Here is a 17,706-nt window from a genome sequence, read left to right as displayed (position 1 = left end):
TGACCCAGGCTGTAGTTTCTGTCTGCAAATCAAGTCATTACATATGGGTCATCTCATTGAGTTCACTCTTATTTGCTCGCTTGCGCGCGCACTTCCGTTAGACGACGAGCGATTCGATTCACATCCTCACGGCTGAAAATCTCTTCAAGGTTCATCGACAATTTACGACGCCAGTTCGGGTACTCATCGACCGTGCCCGGGATGTTGACTGGGTTGTCCATTTGCAACCAGTCTTCCAGCTGAACACTGAGCAATGCGGAAGCGCCTGCTGCAACATGCAACTGCAATGCTTCACTTAAATGCGCATCCATTGGCACGTATTGCGCATCGTGGCCAATGCCTTCTGGCAAGTAACCATGCCAACGCACGCTATCCAAAATGCCTTGCTTGCATTTTAGGCGATCGTCGAACAAGCCATTGAGCTGCTCTTCGTTTGGATAGAGGCCAATTTCACGCCCCATTTTGAGGTCATCGCAATGCCAGAAGCCGCGAAGCGTTGGCATATCGTGGGTACACAAAGCCGCCATCGACTGATCGGCATAGTGTTTTGGCGAAATGAAACCGCCATCTTCTTTTGATGTTTCGAAGAAGAACACTTTGTATGAGTGCACGCCCGCATCACGCAGGATATCAACGATTTCATCTGGCACCGTACCCAAGTCTTCACCGATCACGCTGCACTGATGACGGTGAGATTCCAACGCCAAAATCGCTAGCATGTCTTCGACTGGGTAGTAGAGGTACGCCCCTTCTGTCGCTTTTTCGCCTTTTGGAATCCACCATAGGCGAAGAAGGCCAAGTACGTGGTCAATACGCAGTGCGCCACAATGTTTCATGTTGGCACGCAGCAGTTTGATGTACGCGTCATAACCTGTGGCTTGCAGCACTTCAGGGTTGAGTGGTGGCAGACCCCAGTTTTGCCCCAGTGGACCAAGGATATCCGGTGGCGCACCGATGCTAGCATCCAGTACTAGGTTGCCGTTATCTGCCCATGTTTCGCTACCAGAATCAGCCACACCGACTGCAAGGTCACGGTAGAGACCAACAGACATGCCTTTCTCTTCAGCCAGCGCTTGCGCTTCTTTGATCTGGCCGTCGGCAATCCACTGCAAGTACATGTAAAGGTGTACTTTTTCTTGGTTGTCTTTGATGAATTTCTGCGTCGCGGCAGAATCAAAGCGGCGGTATTGCTCAGGGAAAACTGGCCAGCCCCACACGTTTGAATCTTGCGCGTGTAGCTCTGCGTGCAATGCATCGAACGCCGCTTGGTGCACGAGGCTGTCACCACCTTCTTCCACAAACTCTAAGAACGCGCGAGCACGATCGCTGTTTTTGTCGAGATGGCGAGTTTTAAACTCCGCAAACAGCAGTGGCAATACGCTCATTTTCAGCTCTGCCACTTCGGTGTAGTTCACCCAATGTGATTCGCGCGCTTTTTGCAGGCGCTGCTGGAATTCGGCGCTGCCAACTTTCTGTTGCGCTTCCGCACTGAGCGCAAACTCAGGAACAGAGCTCACATCGATATAAAGAATGTTCAACCAACGGCGAGACGATGGGCTGTATGGGCTAGCGCCTTCTGGGTTGGCAGGGAATAGCGAGTGGATCGGGTTCAGACCGATGAAATCACCGCCGCGAGATGCGATGTCACTCACCAGCAATTTAAGATCGCCGAAATCACCGATACCCCAGTTGTGCTGGGTGCGTAGGGTGTAAAGCTGGATACTTGGGCCCCAGAGCTTTTTGTTCAACTCTAGAGAATCTTGTTTGAAACAAGCGCGTGGCGTGATGATCAACGCCATTTCATACGGTGCTTTACGACGCTTACGGCTCACGTATAGTTTGTGATAACCCCAAGCCAAATCTTTTGGCAGGGCAAACACTAGAGGGCCACCCTCGGCACGTTCATCGCGAACAATCTGTGACTGAAGATAGCCTTCCAGTACCTCTCCTTGTTCTGTTTCTAAACGCCAGTTGAACTCGCTTTCACGCGCACTGGTGCCAAGATTCAGTTCCACTTCCACCGGATCGCCATCACGCAATACCAATACTGGCGCTAATACGTCTTTCTTGTGTTTTTTCTCAGCTGAAGCCAGTAGTTTTTCATCGCTGCTAGTGTCATAGCCAAGAGAGTTGAGCAGGCGGCGTAGCGTTTCTTCGGAGACCAATGCTTCGTCTCCCCAAGCGCTGACATAGCTGTCAGCTAATCGTGCCATTTCTGCGACTTTCTTTAATGCTGTTTGTTCTTTCATCGCTCTCTCCGAAGGTACTTCTGAAAACCTTCAATGTAGGGTTTATTTGCTGCTAGTCATTATCTGTAGATAAAGGACCAAGGCAGCCATTGGGCTACCTTGGTTTTGTTGATTAACGGTGAACAGCTTCGAGTTTCCAAATGTTGTTCACGTAATCGCGAATGGAGCGGTCTGAACTGAACTTGCCAACCAAAGCGGTGTTCAGAATCGCTTTCTTCGCCCAACCGGCTTGATCGCGGTACTGTTTGTCCATCGCTTCGTGCGCTTTCACATAGGAAGCGAAGTCTGCAAGACATAGGTACGGGTCACCGCCATCGAGTAGGCTATCGAAGGTCGCTCGTAGTAGGCCAGGTTGACCCGGAGTGAACTCTTCACCAAGAAGAAGATCCATCGACGCTTTCAGTAGTGGGTCTGCGTTGTAGTAGTCGAATGGGTTGTACCCTTTCGCTTTCAGCGCTTCTACGCCATCCACTTCTAGACCGAAGATGTAGATGTTGTCATCGCCCACTTCTTCACGAATCTCAACGTTCGCACCGTCCATAGTACCGATAGTCAACGCACCGTTCAGTGCCATCTTCATGTTACCAGTACCGGATGCTTCTTTACCTGCGGTTGAGATTTGCTCAGACACATCCGCCGCTGGAATGATGATTTCAGCCATGCTCACGCGGTAATCAGGAATGAAGACCACTTTTAGCTTGTTACCGATACGTGGATCGTTGTTGATCTTCTCTGCAATCTTGTTCAGCGCAAAAATGATCTCTTTCGCTAGGTGGTAACCCGGTGCCGCTTTCGCTGCGAAGAACACCACGCGTGGCGCCATGTCGAAGTTCGCATCGTTCAGTAGGCGGTGGTACAGAGACAAAATGTGCAGCATGTTTAGGTGCTGACGCTTGTACTCGTGTAGACGCTTGATTTGCACATCGAAGATCGCATTAGTATCGAGATCGATGTTCATGTTCTCTTTCACCCAGTTCGCTAGGCGCTCTTTGTTCGCCTTCTTAACCGCCATGTATTCCTTCTGGAATTTCGCGTCATCAGCAAACTTGGCAACACCTTCTAGCTGCTCTAGGTGCGCAGGCCAATCCGTACCAATCTTCTCAGAGATCAGTGCAGACAAACCTGGGTTACAGAATTTCAACCAACGACGTGGAGTTACACCGTTTGTCACGTTTTGTAGACGTGTTGGGTAAAGCTCATCAAACTCTGGGAATAGGTCACGTTTAACCAACTCAGAGTGAAGCGCTGCTACACCGTTGACTGCGTAAGAGCCAATCACACACAGGTTTGCCATGCGAACCATGCGGTGGAAACCTTCTTGGATGATAGAAAGCTTCTGCTGCTTCGCAACATCACCAGGCCACTTCGCACGCACTTCTTGTAGGAAGCGGTGGTTGATTTCGTAAATGATTTCCATGTGACGAGGAAGTAGGTGCTGAATCAGAGATTCGCTCCACGTTTCTAATGCTTCTGGCAATAGCGTGTGGTTGGTGTAAGCAAATGTCTTCGAGCTGATCGCCCACGCTTCATCCCAATTTAGGCCTTTTTCATCAATCAGAATACGCATCAACTCAGGAATCGCGATGGTTGGGTGCGTGTCGTTCAACTGAATGGTTTCAAAGTTTGGTAGCGAAGCCAATGTGTGGCCAGCCGCTTCATGACGACGAAGAATATCGCGTACCGATGCTGCACTGTGGAAGTACTGTTGCATCAAACGTAGCGTTTTGCCTTTTTCGTGGTTGTCGTTCGGGTAAAGTACTTTGGTGATGTTGCCCGCGTCGATCAGTGCGTGCTGCGCTTCAAAGTAGTTACCGTTATTGAAGCTCTCTAGTGAGAATGGCGCAATCGCCTGACATTCCCACAAACGTAGCGGATAAACAGTATCGCTTTCGTAACCTACGATCGGTAGATCCCATGGCATGGCTTTAACATGCATGCCTGGTACCCACTGACGGCGCTCTTTGCCACCTTCGTTGATGACTTCAACATGACCGTAGAAACCAATCTCTTGAGCCAATTCAGGACGAGCTACTTCCCATGGGTAGCCTTCTACACCGCGCCATGCGTCTGGCGCTTCTTTTTGACGACCTGCTTCAAAGGATTGTTTGAATAGACCGTATTCGTAGTGCAAGCCGTAACCCACGGTTGGGAACTCTTGCGCCGCCAAAGAATCCATAAAACACGCTGCTAGACGGCCTAGACCACCATTACCCAATGATGGGTCGCGTTCTTCTTCAAGAAGATCCGTTAGGTTTTGGCCAAGCTCTGCCATCGCTTCGGTGATCTGCTCGTACAGACCCATGCTGATCAAGTTGTTACCGGTTAAACGGCCAATCAAGAATTCAAGCGATAGGTAGTTGACGCTTTTCGCTTCAACGATTTTTTTGTCTGTCTCTGTTGCAAGCAAATCAAAAGTTGTCAGCTCAGCTAACGCACGGCCCATTGCAAGATACCAAGCGCGGCTATCTGCGTTTTCAAGCGTGTGTGCATAGGTTGCTGACAGGTGTTTTTTAACACTTTCTTGGAACGACACTTTGTCGAACTGTTTCTGTTGAGTAGGTTTCATTACCGAAATCTCACTTTTGGTTCTAATCCATCTGCGATACATCGTGCATGGATGGCAATGAATAAACATCCTCCTAGTTTTCAGCCTCTACAGGAGGAGGGGCAAGGGCGTAGAGGGGGGATTGGGGGACTGTTAGTGATCCGTCTCCCACCTTTCCCACTCAGACACCAGATTGCAGTGATTGAGATCACAGCCATCAACTAATAACTCTAGATGGCAAATATGACGCCCAGGTTGAAGAGCGATTTTAGAAAATCCATTTTTGTAAATTCGATCACAATAAAGTTTTGGTTTATGAAAAATGTTGCAAAATATTGCGCAATGCCATTCTTACTTAACGATTCAGATGGAGAATTTATAGATCAAATTCACAAAATTGGGGCGTAGTTGGCGTCAAAACCATCAACTCTTGAGAATTAGGAAGTGGATCAAAGTCTGAGGTGATTTCTTTAACGTAACATGCCCAGCAATTCGAGCATTTTGTCTAATTTTTGTTCGCTGGCTACATCCGGTTTTTCTGCCATGAAAAACCCAATATAAAAAGGAAGTATTAGAATGTGGATTCCTTCAAAACTCACACGTCCAGGCCGACTGCATAATGCGATTGTCCGCCCGAGAGTGTTAGAGCTGCTGCAACAAGCCCCTTACTATAAGTTGGTGCTGTTCCGCTCTCCCGCTGGCTACGGAAAAACCACCATGGCTGCACAATGGTTGGCAGACAAAACCAACGTGGGTTGGTACAGCATCGATGACAGTGATAACGACGGTTTCCGCTTCATTAACTACCTGCTGCAAGCACTCAATAAAGCGACTAATGGCAACTGCAACAATGCACAAAAATTAGCAGAAAAGCGCCAGTTTTCCTCCCTGCGCTCGCTGTTTAGCGATGTGTTCGCTGAGATGGTCGACTTTCATCAAGAGTGCTATGTGGTACTGGATGACTACCACGTGATCAACAACGAAGAAGTGCACGAAGCGATGCGTTTCTTCCTAAAACACATGCCAGACAACCTCACCCTTGTGGTCACCAGCCGTGCCAACCCACCTCTGGGCACAGCCAACTTGCGTGTGCGCGATCTGATGATTGAGATTGGCAATGAGATGTTGGCCTTCGACACCGAAGAGACCACACGATTTTTCAACCAGCGCGTCGCCGATGGCATCGATGAAGATACCGCGAATAATCTGCGTAACTATGTGGAAGGCTGGCCATCGGCATTGCAACTGATCGCCCTTCAAGCACAGCATCAAAAACGCACCTTAGCGCAATCGGCCGAATCGGTTTCCCAGTTTAATCATGCTCATCTCTGGGATTATTTGGTGGAAGAGGTGTTTGACTTGCTCGATGCCGATACTCGCAAATTCTTGATGCAGGTGTCAGTGCTCGATCACTTTAACGATGAGCTGGTTTACGCTCTCACCCAGCGTGAAGATGCATTGGGGATGATTGAATCTCTCAACCGCTACGGCTTATTCATCTACCCGCTTGAAGGGGAGCAAAACTGGTTCCGCTTCCACAACTTGTTTGGCGAGTTTTTGTCTCACGAGCGTCAAGCGCGTATTCCACAACAGGAGCAGGAGCTCAACCGCAATGCTGCCATCGCGTGGTTGAAACAAAAATCCCCGCATCAAGCGATTCGTCACGCCCAAAAAGCGTATGACGGAGAACTGGTGGCGGAGATCCTCAACGAGTTTGGTTGGAAAATGTTCAACCAAGGTGAGCTATCTACTCTGGAATCCGCCATCAATCTGCTGGAAAAAGATCTGCTGTTCAGCAACCCAAAACTGACCATGCTCCGCGCTTGGCTTGCACAAAGTCAGCACCGCTACAACCAAGTGGGCACCTTACTGGCCGAAGCAGAAAATGAGCACAAAAAGCGCAATATTGATCTTGATATCCAATACCAAGGCCAAGCGAATGCATTACTTGCTCAGGTAGCGATCAACAGCAACGATCCAGAAAAAGCCCTCGAGCTGGCTGAACTGGCATTAAGCCAACTGGATAGCACGGTTTACCGCAGCCGCATCGTCGCTACTTCAGTCGTAGGGGAAGTGAACCACGTGATTGGCCGCCTTGATCGCGCTCTGCCAATGATGCAGCAAACCGAAAAGCTGGCGCGCCAATACCAGGTTTACCACCAAGCGCTGTGGGCGATTTTGCAGCAAAGCGAAATCCTCATCGCGCAAGGCTATGTGCAAGCAGCGTTTGAGCTGCAAGATTCCGCCTTCCGTCTGATTGAGGAGCAGCAGCTTCAACATGTGCCTTTGCATGAGTTCTTACTGCGCGTACGAGCGCAAGTGTTGTGGTGTTGGAACCGTTTGGACGAAGCCGAAGAGTGCGCTTACAAAGGGCTGCAAATTCTGGAAAATCACGCGCCAAGTAAACACTTGCACAGTTATTCGATGCTGGCTCGCATTGCGATTGGCCGTGGCGAGCTCGATCGCGCAGGCAAGTTCATCGAACACATTCAACATTTGATGAAGCAGTCCACCTACCACGTGGATTGGACCGCCAATGCTTCACTTTCACTGATCCTATACTGGCAAGCGAAAGGCAAACTCAACGCAATTCAAGAGTGGCTAGACACGGCAGTGCGTCCTGAAAATGCCTGCAACCACTTCTGCCAATTACAGTGGCGCAATATCGCTCGTGCTCACATCAACCTTGGTCAATACGACCAAGCGCGCCAAGCCTTGGATTTCTTGCAAAGTGAGGCTGAGAAAGCGAATTTAGTCACCGATCGCAACCGTAACCTGATCATTGAGGCAATTTTCGCTGTTCATCAGAAAGATGAAAATCAAGCCAAAGTGCTGCTTAAGGAAGCACTGCAGCTCACTAACCAAACTGGTATGGTCGGTAATTTCTTGATTGATGGCGCGACGATTGGCACCTTGTTGGAAAAACTCACCAACCGCCATGAGCTGGGTGACTTAGAACGCCACCGCGCGCTGCAATTGATGAAAGACATCTCTTCCAATCAGCGCAGCCGTTCGGTTCACTTTGACGAAGAATTTGTCGAGAAACTGGTCACCCACCCGAATGTGCCTGAGTTAGTGCGCACCAGCCCACTGACACAAAGAGAGTGGCAAGTGCTGGGTTTGATCTATTCTGGCTTTAGTAACGAGCAGATCGCCCAAGAGCTCGATGTGGCGGGCACCACCATCAAAACCCACATCCGCAACTTGTACCAAAAACTCAATATCGCCAACCGTAAAGAAGCGGTCACCACCGCAGAGAATCTCTTGCAGTTGATGGGGTATTAAATACTCCCGATTTTAGATAATAGTTACAACACTCAAAAGCCGATCAATCGATCGGCTTTTTTTTCTTTCTATGAACAAGCAAGATTTCGGAAAATTTACAAAAAATCCGATAACCATCTAGGCATCGGATTCAAAATAACAGCATTCTATCTACCATAATCCGGTGGTTATTCCCGGATGTTGGTTAAGTTCTTTTCACTGTAGAAATCAAAAATATGGCAAAACGCAGTGTTGAGATTAAAGCGCATCGGTTTACCGATATCTGCGGTCGTGATGGTTTGATCGTTCACTCTGGCGATCAACTCTTTACCACCCACTTTAAAGTAGAGATATTTCTCATTACCCATATTTTCGACCACCGTTAATATTCCCTCAACGGCGTTAATTTTGTCACCAGGTGCAGCAACGCGGATATGTTCAGGACGAATACCAAAGCAGACCGGTTTGTCGATGTATTCGCTCAACAACTTCTGCTTTTCCACTGGAATAAACATGCGAATCTCATTGCCAATTTCAATGTAAAGTTGGCCATTCTCTTCGCGAATCACGGTATCAATTAGGTTCATGGCAGGAGAGCCAATGAAGCTCGCTACAAACTTGTTAGCTGGAAAATTGTAAAGGTTCGCAGGCGTATCCACCTGCATGATTTTGCCTTGATTCAATACGCAAATGCGATCTCCTAGCGTCAACGCTTCTGTTTGATCGTGCGTCACATAGATCATGGTTGCAGGATTGCCTTCTTCTTTGAGCGATTGATGTAGTTGAGCAATTTTTACGCGCATCGACACACGCAATTTTGCGTCAAGATTGGACAACGGTTCGTCAAAAAGGAAAACATCAGGCTTACGCACTATCGCACGCCCCACAGCTACACGTTGGCGCTGTCCACCAGACATTTCTTTCGGTTTTCGATAAAGAAGATCGGTAATCTCCAATTTTTCTGCAGCTTCTTCAACCCGTCGTTTAATCTCATCTTTAGGGCGCTTTTGCATTTTCAAACCAAAGGCCATGTTATCGAAGACCGTTTTATGGGGGTAAAGCGCGTAATTCTGAAACACCATCGCGATACCACGATCTTTCGGCGGTAAATCGTTCACCACTTGATTACCGATACGGATTTCACCACCTGAGATACTTTCAAGGCCCGCAATCATTCTCAACGTGGTAGATTTGGCACAACCCGATGGGCCGACAAACACCATAAACTCACCTTCATGAATCTCTAAATCTATGCCATGGACAGCTTTGAAGCCGTTCTCATATTTTTTTTCTACTTTACGTAGGCTTACCGTTGCCATGAATCTCTCCACATACCTCAGGGTATTCAAACAGGTTTTTCATTTACCCAGACAGACTGAAAGCACCAATCTATCTGGGTAAATGTGACCACTCACCTTGATGAGCGGTCAAACCAACTCGCTATTGGCAATCCGTCACCATCGCCCATTGCGGCTTCTTATCTGGCGACAGTTGAATCGTCCACAAATACTTAGCATCTTTGGGCAAATGCACGACGGTGTTTTTAGCAAAACCACCGCGTTTAAGCTCTTTAAGTTGCCCAACGGCCATTTCCATACCAGAAACCGTGAACTGAGGTGTCCAACTCATGGTGGCAAATTGCAAGCTAACGTTACCTGCTTTTTCTTCGCTCACTACTTGGTAAATGCCATCTCCTTTGTAACCCATCTTACGATTATCCATGTGAATCCACTGACCATCGGGGAAGGTACCCACAACAAATAACGACGGTTTAATTGGGCCACGATCGCTTTCCAATGTTGGTAAACGGCAATCTGAAAAACGAGCATCCACATTGGTGAGTTCAGGAGCGGCTTGCTCTGGCGAAGTACTGGCACAACCGGCGAGAACGGTCGCTGTCACGACGGCAATCAAAAAAGTACGTTTCATAACAAATCCTTGAAAAATCAATTTTTACTGGATAACTGTTGAGCCCAACCCCTTGAGATCTCAGCGATGGTTGGTCCTCACCAGCCATTAGGCTGATTTCTTGTCAAACAGCCGAGCAAACCAGCGTTTTTGCTCTGGCCGAGAAGCTTTCATGTGTTCGTATTGCTGGGTGATTTTGTTGAGTACCGCTAAGTTACGGTAATACGCTTTGGACTCTTTGGCGGGATAACCAAACAAATCGCTACCAGCAGGAAAGGAATGACTCACGCCAGATTTGGCTTTAATAACGGAGTGGCTCCCGATAGTAATATGCCCCGCAGTGCCCACTTGCCCGTGAACCACGACGTGATCTCCCATGACAGTGTGTCCCGCAAAACCACACTGAGAGACTATCAGGCAGTGTTTGCCAAGACGGCAGTCGTGACCAATCTGCACTTGATTATCGATTTTGCTACCTTGGCCGATTACTGTATCGCCTAATGTGCCACGGTCTATGGTGTTGTTACAGCCGATCTCAACATCATCTTCAATGACTACTCTACCGACACTTTCTACTCTTTGATATTGCCCTCCTTTGCCCGACATATATTCAAAGCTGTAGTTGCCAATCGAGTTGTTTGAATCAATGGTGACATTGTTACCAATAACCGTTCCTTCTTTAATCACTGTATTCGCGTGAATTGCCACGTTGTTACCAATGGTGACACCATTCATGATGCGAACACCGGGCATAAAGTGACAACCTTGACCAATATGGCAATGTTTTCCTATGTAGACCCCTTCAATTGTTGAGGTATTTTCTTGATCAAAGAGCTGATATTTATGCACTTTGTAATATCGAAGCAACTGATTGAGTTTGTCGACTTCAAGCTGTTCAATGACCACATGAGCTTTGGCTGAACTCTGAAGAATAGCTTCAGGTCCAACCAATACGTCCGCTTGCGATTTAGATACCCACTTGAGATCTGACCGTGCAAAGACCACTGCAAGGCCACCCGTTTGCTGACTTTGTATCGGTCGAATGGTATCCACAATGATGGAACGATCTCCTTCAATACGGCCAGACAAACATTGCGCGATTTCTAAAACGGTTAGCATGACGCCCCCTCATGAATTTGGTTGAACGCTGAGTTAAAAGCGGTACAAAGCTTGAAGATAGAGAGTATGCTGCTTTAGCTCACTCTCATTTTTAGCTTCCCATCCAGCCAGTTTACTTTTTTCTTCAATTTCATTCGCATACTCATATTCACCTTTTAGCAACCAGTTATCACCGACCGCCTGTTCATAACCAAGCGTGGCTTTACGAATATCTTTAAAGTAATCAACATTGGCGTTGCCACCACCGCTGTTAGCAGCATTATTGGTTTCATTTTCACCAACACGAACACGTGCGTAAAGAACACCCGCATCATCAAAACTGTATTGCACAATAGGTTCGATATACTTCTCAGTGAAGTCACTGATTTCATTTATGCCGCCACTAGCTTGGCGATCTTCGTTGTCTTTAATTTGGTAGTAAAATTCAACGCCGAGCTCCCAATTCCCCAAGCGCTTGTATGGCTTAAATAGAATGCTGTAGCCTTCTTCGATGCGTTCCCCCCAAGCACTCTTATCTTCTTTGCTATAGAGATACTCAAGGTTCGAATAGAAACCCCAGTTGTGATCGTTGTTAAAGTAAGTGAGATAAGGACGTAAGCTGTGCTCGGCGAGCTCTTTACGCAAGCCCGTCACATAGGGTGAATACACTTTGCTCTTCGTGAACTCTAGATCGTAAATCACCCCAGTCGCCCAACCATTGCTGAGGTCAAAGCCTTTGTTCAACGACACAAGATGTTTCATACCATCTTCGTTCTCGTGATACCCAGGCTCGACTTGAGAACGATCTTGTGTTTTCAGTGAATACAACGCGGTTAAGTTCCAACGCGCATTGTTGTAGTAGATACCAAAGACTTCGTTGGTGGTGGTTTTTTCTTTCTTCTTGTTGCCATTGAAACCATCCGTGACTTTATCTTCGTACTCGATAGAAGTACCAATATGGCCACCGAACTGTAAGGCTTCATCGAAGAAGCTGTTTTCTGCATCCAACCCACGACCACTGGCCGCAACTACGGATGAAGAAGAAAGAGCAAGCGCCGTTGCCACGGAGACAGAAATTAACGTTCTTTTCACGATAGGTCCTTATCAACCATTCAGGTTGTAAATCGTCTGTATTGTTTAGTTGAATTTTTAGTAGTTCACTGTGAACGCCTATTTATTCTTCAGCATGTGATTCTGTTTTTCCTCAACACTTTTCTTCAAATGAGATACCCATCACTTTCATTACCTCACTTAAGTGACGTGAATCACAAAAACACCCAAATGAGCGCAAAGTAAAATCAAATTGTGCGCACTTTTTGCTCACCAAAGTTACACCTATACACTCATACCCATCCAGTAAGGCAATTGCTTATCACAACAAGCTTTGTTGAGAAAGATCACATTTAGACAGTCTGAGCTGTGAATATTGATTGACTTAAAAATCGCCGCATCTAACCTAGTAGTATATTCTGAACTACTACAGAGCTATCACTATGAATAAGACATGGATTAAAGCTGCACTGATCACTTCACTGTTTGGGTTACCCGTCGTTTCACATGCTCAAGAAATTGCCCCAGAGTCTGGTGCCGATTTATTGGTGTGGACAGATACGACAACACTCGACTACATGAAATACGCTGCGGAGTCGTTCAACCAAGATTTTGGCTACAACGTTAAATTCTCATTCCGTGGGCTAGCCCCCATTGATGCGGCATCGAGAATGATTCAAGACGGTGGTTCTGCTCGAGTGGCAGATATTGCAGAGATTGAGCACGACTTGCTCGGTCGCCTCGTTGTCGCAGGTGGCGCAATGGAGAATTTAGTTTCTGCGGCGAGAATAAAATCCACCTTTTTACCTAATGCCACTTCTGCAGCAGAATACGCAGGAGCAAGTTATGGCTTCCCTGTCAGTTACGCCACTTTAGCGCTGTTTTACAATAAAGAGCTTCTGCCAAATGCACCAAAAACATTTGAAGAAATCATCACGTTTGGCAAAGCATTCAACAACGTCAAAGAGAACAAGTATGCGTTGCTTTGGGATATTCAAAATTACTACGAATCGAGAATGTTCTTAACCTTGTATGGGGCTTACGAATTCGGTCAAAACGGCACTGATGCGAAAGATCTGGGCATTAATTCACCGCTTGCACTGCAAGGAATGGAAGCAATGAAAAGCTTGAAAGCGGCGAATAATTCCAACCCTGTTGATATGCGCAACCCTCAAGTGAGGCGCGGGCTCTTTGGCGAAGGAAAAGTTGCAGCGATCATTGATGGCCCTTGGGCAATCCAAAGCTATGACAGCAGTAACGTCAATTATGGCGTCGTTCCTATTCCAACATTTGAAGGCCAGCAACCACGTACCTTTTCGACGGTAAGATTGGCGGTCGTCTCTTCGTACAGCGAATACCCACAAGCGGCTCAGCTATTTGCCGACTATCTCAGCTCGGACAAAATGTTGATGAAACGCTATGAGATGACAAAATCAATCCCACCCGTTCAGGCTCTGATGGAAAAAATCATCGTCGATGCCGACGAAGCAACCTACGCCATCATTGCACAAGGCTTCTATTCCGATGCAATGCCATCTATCCCTGAAATGGGCTACTTATGGTCACCGATGGCAAGTGCGATCACCGCCATGTGGGTCAACGATCAATCCCCTAAGAAAGTGCTTGATCATGCTAAAGCGATCATCGAAGAGCAGATCGCATTTCAGGAGTAATCATGCTGTTGTCTCAAAACATCAAAGTCCCCACGTTGCATGCCTCTTGGTTGATCATGGGAGCAACCCAGCTGGCTAACAGACATTGGGTGAAAGGGGCAATATTGCTGGCTCTCCAATGCACGTTCATTGTCTATCTACCTGACATGGCCAGCGCACTGAAAGGATTGATCACACTAGGTGACGTTGCCCAAACTCGTCAGGGCTTCAAGGTCATCCAAGGTGACAATTCGATCTTTATGCTGGTAGAGGGGGTCATTGCCGCACTCTTTCTCTTCCTCTTCCTTGTGATTTATTTCATGAACGTGAGAGACGCCAAGCAATGTCGCGTCTCTCACCTAAGCGTTGCGCAACAAGCGAAATCAATTTATGAAGAAAAGTTCGCGTTCATCGTGCTGTCACCAGCCTTTGTTGCCAGTATTGCTTTCATTATCATGCCGATCGCTATTACGGTCTTGGTTTCGTTTACCAACTACTCATCACCACACCATATTCCTCCGAGAAACTTGGTGGACTGGGTCGGATTTAAGAACTTCCTCACCTTATTTGAGTTGAGAATCTGGTCGAGCACGTTCGTCGGCGTGGCAACGTGGACGGTAATATGGGCCATCGCTGCCACAGTGTGCACCTGTGGTTTTGGTTTTGTCTTAGCTCTGGCACTGGAGAATCGCAACATCAAAGCGAAAAAACTGTGGCGCTTTATCTTTATTCTGCCTTATGCCATTCCAGCCTTTGTCACCTTATTGATGTTCCGCTTGTTGTTGAATGGCATCGGCCCAATCAACGCCACACTGAATTCTTGGGGATTCGAATCGGTCGCTTTTCTCTCCGACCCATTTTTGGCAAAACTGACGGTGATCGCCGTGAGCGTTTGGGTAGGAGCCCCCTATTTTATGTTGCTGATTGCTGGCGCATTAACCAACATTCCACGCGATCTTTATGAAGCGAGCGAAGTGGATGGGGCCAGTAAGTTTCAGCAATTTCGAGAAATCACGCTACCAATGGTACTTCATCAAGTTGCGCCATCATTGGTGATGACCTTTGCGCATAACTTCAATAACTTCGGTGCAATTTTCTTGCTGACAGAAGGTGGCCCTATCAACCCGGAATATCGCTTTGCTGGTCACACTGACATCTTAATCACATGGATTTACAAACTCACCTTAGACTTCCAGCAGTACCAAATTGCGTCGGTGATTTCGATCGTCATCTTCCTCTTCCTATCCGTCATCGCGATATGGCAGTTCCGTCGCATGAAATCCTTTAAAGACGATGTGGGGATGTAACTATGAGTCGTATATTAGAAAAACTGGGGACCGTGATCGTCTATCTTTTTTTGACGTTAAATGCCCTATTGGTTTTAGGCCCGGTGCTATGGACCATCCTCGCGTCATTTAAACCCGGTAATAACCTGTTCAGTTCATCGTTTGGTGAATGGACCTTCACTTTAGACCACTACCAAACACTGTTTACCGACACACCATACTTAGATTGGTACAAAAACACTTTTATGCTCGCAACAGCCAATATGTTGATCTCTTTAGTGATTGTCACTATGACGGCATTTGTGTTCTCTCGATACCGTTTTCAGGGAAAACGAAACGTACTCATGAGCATTTTGGTGTTACAGATGTTCCCTGCGTTTCTCTCCATGACCGCAATTTACATTTTGCTGTCTAAGATGGGGTTGATTGATACCTATCTCGGTTTGTTGTTCGTTTACGTAACGGGCTCCCTGCCTTTCATGACCTGGTTAGTAAAAGGTTACTTTGATGCAATACCTACCTCACTTGATGAAGCGGCAAAAATCGACGGTGCTGGCCATATGACCATCTTCCTCGAAATCATCTTGCCTCTTGCCAAACCCATACTGGTATTTGTCGCACTCGTCTCCTTCACGGGCCCATGGATGGATTTCATTTTGCCAACACTGATTCTGCGTAGCGAAGAGAAAATGACCTTGGCAATTGGTATCTTCAGTTGGATCTCTTCTAACTCAGCAGAAAACTTCACTTTATTCGCGGCAGGCTCGTTGCTGGTCGCTGTACCGATCACCTTGCTGTTTGTTGCCACACAAAAACACATTACAACTGGCTTAGTCAGTGGCGCAGTAAAAGAATAACTTTAGGAATAATTATGATTACTAGAAGCTCACTAACTCACTTGGCAAAAAGTGCGGACAGCTACGCCTATAACAATGAGACGTTGCACATCCGTTTTCGCAGCGCAAAAAACGAAATTAATCGCGTCACCCTATGGATTGGCGACCCTTATCAATGGGCCGAAGGTGGCTTAGATGGCGGTAACCTCGGTGGCAGCGATGCACATGGCTGGATTGGCGGTACGGAGGTTAACATGGTCCTTGAGGGACAAACGGAGCACCACGACCATTGGTTTGCCGAATTCTCTCCACCAAAAAAACGCGCTCGTTACGGGTTTATCCTGTACGGGAAACACGGCGAAAAACTGCTCTTTGGTGAAAAACGCTGTGTGGATATTCACGATCCGCGTGACGCGGAAAGAGAGTTGAGTAATTTAAGTAACTTTTTCTGCTTTCCGTTTATCAACCCCAAAGACGTATTGAAAACACCAGATTGGGTACGTAACACCATCTGGTATCAAATATTCCCAGAACGCTTTTGCAATGGTCGCCCAGAGGTTTCACCTTCGGATGTACAACCTTGGGGAAGTGAGCCCAAAAGCGATAACTTCATGGGCGGAGATCTTTGGGGAGTGATTGATAAACTGGATTATTTACAAGAGTTGGGGGTCAATGGACTCTACTTTTGTCCTATTTTTACCGCTAACGCAAATCACAAATACGATACCGTCGACTATTACAATGTGGATCCCCATTTTGGTGGTAACGAGGCTTTTAGAGCCTTAGTAAAGCAAGCGCATTCTCGCGGTATGAAAGTGATGTTGGACGCAGTTTTTAACCACATTGGCGATCAATCTCCTTTGTGGTTAGATGTGGTGAAAAAAGGCCAACAATCCGCTTACGCAGACTGGTTCTGGATTAAACAGTTCCCCGTTTATCCTGATAAGCCAAAGTCTCAGTGGGATTACAGCAATCTCAACTACGAAACGTTTGGTAACGTGGCGGAAATGCCAAAACTGAATACCGAGAACCCAGAATGTCGCGCCTATCTATTAGATGTAGCCCGCCATTGGGTGGAAGAATTTGATATTGATGGCTGGCGTTTGGACGTGGCGAATGAAGTTGATCACGCATTTTGGCGCGATTTTCGTCAGGTCGTGAAAGAAATTAAACCAAGTTGTTACATACTCGGAGAAATCTGGCACGAAGGCATGCCTTGGCTAAGAGGCGATCAATACGACTCGCTGATGAATTATCCTCTCACTCAAGCCATTACCGATTTTTTTGCTCTGGGTGCCGACGACAAAACTACATTTATGAACGCGGTAACTCGCGCCTACTTGGCATATCCGCGTAACGTAAACGAAGCAATGTTTAACTTGCTTGAAAGCCATGACACTACACGCTTGTTGAGTTTATGTGGGAATGACAAGCGTAAAGCCAAACTCGCTTATCTATTCATGTTCAGCCAGGTTGGCTCTCCTTGTCTTTACTATGGCGGCGAAATTGGCATGGATGGAAAACGTGGAATGGGGCTTGAACTCAACCGAAAATGCATGACTTGGGATAACAACGAGCAAGATCTGGAGTTCAAAGCATTCATCCAACAACTGATCACTTGGCGTCAAACGAACCCCGAGTGGAATGCCCCTGTTCTTCACTGGTTAAATATCAACCACCCCGACATCATTGGCTACCAAAGAGGAGACTCTCAATTTTTCCTCAACAATAGTGACTGTTATGTTGAGGTGATGTTTGAAGAGCAAACAATCTCGCTAAACCCATACGGCTACCTGCTATTAACGGTGTCATAAAGCA

The 17,706-nt window shown here is 47.0% G+C and carries 11 protein-coding genes; 5 read left to right on the top strand and 6 right to left on the bottom strand.

The window, feature by feature from the left end; all coding sequences use genetic code 11:
* Positions 1-68 precede the first annotated feature (68 nt).
* Together malQ and LZU85_RS01215 are read right to left on the bottom strand one after the other, a co-directional pair.
* Entirely contained in the window at positions 69-2,249 is a 2,181-nt protein-coding gene (malQ, locus tag LZU85_RS01220; protein ID WP_011082140.1) for a 4-alpha-glucanotransferase, read from the bottom strand.
* 112 nt (positions 2,250-2,361) lie between these two features.
* Positions 2,362-4,815 (bottom strand): glycogen/starch/alpha-glucan phosphorylase, encoded by a 2,454-nt coding sequence (locus LZU85_RS01215; protein WP_045597592.1) that lies wholly within the window; start codon positions 4,813-4,815, stop codon positions 2,362-2,364.
* A gap of 555 nt (positions 4,816-5,370) precedes the next feature.
* Here LZU85_RS01215 and malT point away from each other — a divergent pair.
* On the top strand, positions 5,371-8,079 hold the full coding sequence (gene malT / locus LZU85_RS01210) for an HTH-type transcriptional regulator MalT (protein ID WP_040110391.1): 2,709 nt from the start codon (positions 5,371-5,373) through the stop codon (positions 8,077-8,079).
* A gap of 167 nt (positions 8,080-8,246) precedes the next feature.
* Here the strand turns inward: malT and LZU85_RS01205 are convergent, their stop codons facing one another.
* The 4 genes from LZU85_RS01205 to LZU85_RS01190 all read right to left on the bottom strand — a co-directional run bounded on the left by LZU85_RS01205 (position 8,247) and on the right by LZU85_RS01190 (position 12,156).
* Positions 8,247-9,377: an ABC transporter ATP-binding protein gene (locus LZU85_RS01205; RefSeq protein WP_017421728.1), complete on the bottom strand. Its 1,131-nt coding sequence runs from the start codon at positions 9,375-9,377 to the stop codon at positions 8,247-8,249.
* A 121-nt stretch (positions 9,378-9,498) separates the two neighbouring features.
* Complete coding sequence (locus LZU85_RS01200; RefSeq protein ID WP_237286159.1) at positions 9,499-9,987, bottom strand: glycosidase; 489 nt, start codon at positions 9,985-9,987, stop codon at positions 9,499-9,501.
* 87 nt (positions 9,988-10,074) lie between these two features.
* Complete coding sequence (gene lpxD, locus LZU85_RS01195) at positions 10,075-11,085, bottom strand: UDP-3-O-(3-hydroxymyristoyl)glucosamine N-acyltransferase (protein WP_053541506.1); 1,011 nt, start codon at positions 11,083-11,085, stop codon at positions 10,075-10,077.
* Between the two features lie 33 nt (positions 11,086-11,118).
* Entirely contained in the window at positions 11,119-12,156 is a 1,038-nt protein-coding gene (locus LZU85_RS01190; RefSeq protein WP_045597562.1) for a hypothetical protein, read from the bottom strand.
* A gap of 401 nt (positions 12,157-12,557) precedes the next feature.
* On the opposite strand from LZU85_RS01190, the gene LZU85_RS01185 reads away from it, so the two are divergent.
* From LZU85_RS01185 to LZU85_RS01170, 4 genes are read left to right on the top strand one after another with little or no spacing between them, the layout of a single operon-like run.
* Positions 12,558-13,787, top strand: a complete 1,230-nt coding sequence (locus LZU85_RS01185) for a sugar ABC transporter substrate-binding protein (protein WP_237286158.1) — start codon at positions 12,558-12,560, stop codon at positions 13,785-13,787.
* 2 nt (positions 13,788-13,789) lie between these two features.
* Positions 13,790-15,073: a carbohydrate ABC transporter permease gene (locus LZU85_RS01180; RefSeq protein WP_060533081.1), complete on the top strand. Its 1,284-nt coding sequence runs from the start codon at positions 13,790-13,792 to the stop codon at positions 15,071-15,073.
* Between the two features lie 2 nt (positions 15,074-15,075).
* Positions 15,076-15,909, top strand: a complete 834-nt coding sequence (locus LZU85_RS01175) for a sugar ABC transporter permease (RefSeq protein WP_206625060.1) — start codon at positions 15,076-15,078, stop codon at positions 15,907-15,909.
* A 14-nt stretch (positions 15,910-15,923) separates the two neighbouring features.
* Complete coding sequence (locus LZU85_RS01170; protein ID WP_206625059.1) at positions 15,924-17,702, top strand: glycoside hydrolase family 13 protein; 1,779 nt, start codon at positions 15,924-15,926, stop codon at positions 17,700-17,702.
* The last annotated feature ends 4 nt before the right edge of the window (positions 17,703-17,706 follow it).

The organism is Vibrio floridensis (assembly GCF_021852965.1).
GTDB lineage: Bacteria > Pseudomonadota > Gammaproteobacteria > Enterobacterales > Vibrionaceae > Vibrio > Vibrio floridensis.
Note: the sequence above shows the minus strand (reverse complement) of the source record. Positions and strands in the feature narration are given on the sequence as shown.

Bases quoted from the DNA above. Each gene is read 5' to 3' on its own strand.
- LZU85_RS01175 (WP_206625060.1), top strand. From the start codon at position 15,076: ATGAGTCGTATATTAGAAAAACTGGGGACCGTGATCGTCTATCTTTTT.
- LZU85_RS01170 (WP_206625059.1), top strand. From the start codon at position 15,924: ATGATTACTAGAAGCTCACTAACTCACTTGGCAAAAAGTGCGGACAGC.
- LZU85_RS01200 (WP_237286159.1), bottom strand. From the start codon at position 9,987: ATGAAACGTACTTTTTTGATTGCCGTCGTGACAGCGACCGTTCTCGCC.
- lpxD (WP_053541506.1), bottom strand. From the start codon at position 11,085: ATGCTAACCGTTTTAGAAATCGCGCAATGTTTGTCTGGCCGTATTGAA.
- LZU85_RS01215 (WP_045597592.1), bottom strand. From the start codon at position 4,815: ATGAAACCTACTCAACAGAAACAGTTCGACAAAGTGTCGTTCCAAGAA.
- LZU85_RS01205 (WP_017421728.1), bottom strand. From the start codon at position 9,377: ATGGCAACGGTAAGCCTACGTAAAGTAGAAAAAAAATATGAGAACGGC.
- LZU85_RS01180 (WP_060533081.1), top strand. From the start codon at position 13,790: ATGCTGTTGTCTCAAAACATCAAAGTCCCCACGTTGCATGCCTCTTGG.
- LZU85_RS01185 (WP_237286158.1), top strand. From the start codon at position 12,558: ATGAATAAGACATGGATTAAAGCTGCACTGATCACTTCACTGTTTGGG.
- malT (WP_040110391.1), top strand. From the start codon at position 5,371: ATGTGGATTCCTTCAAAACTCACACGTCCAGGCCGACTGCATAATGCG.
- malQ (WP_011082140.1), bottom strand. From the start codon at position 2,249: ATGAAAGAACAAACAGCATTAAAGAAAGTCGCAGAAATGGCACGATTA.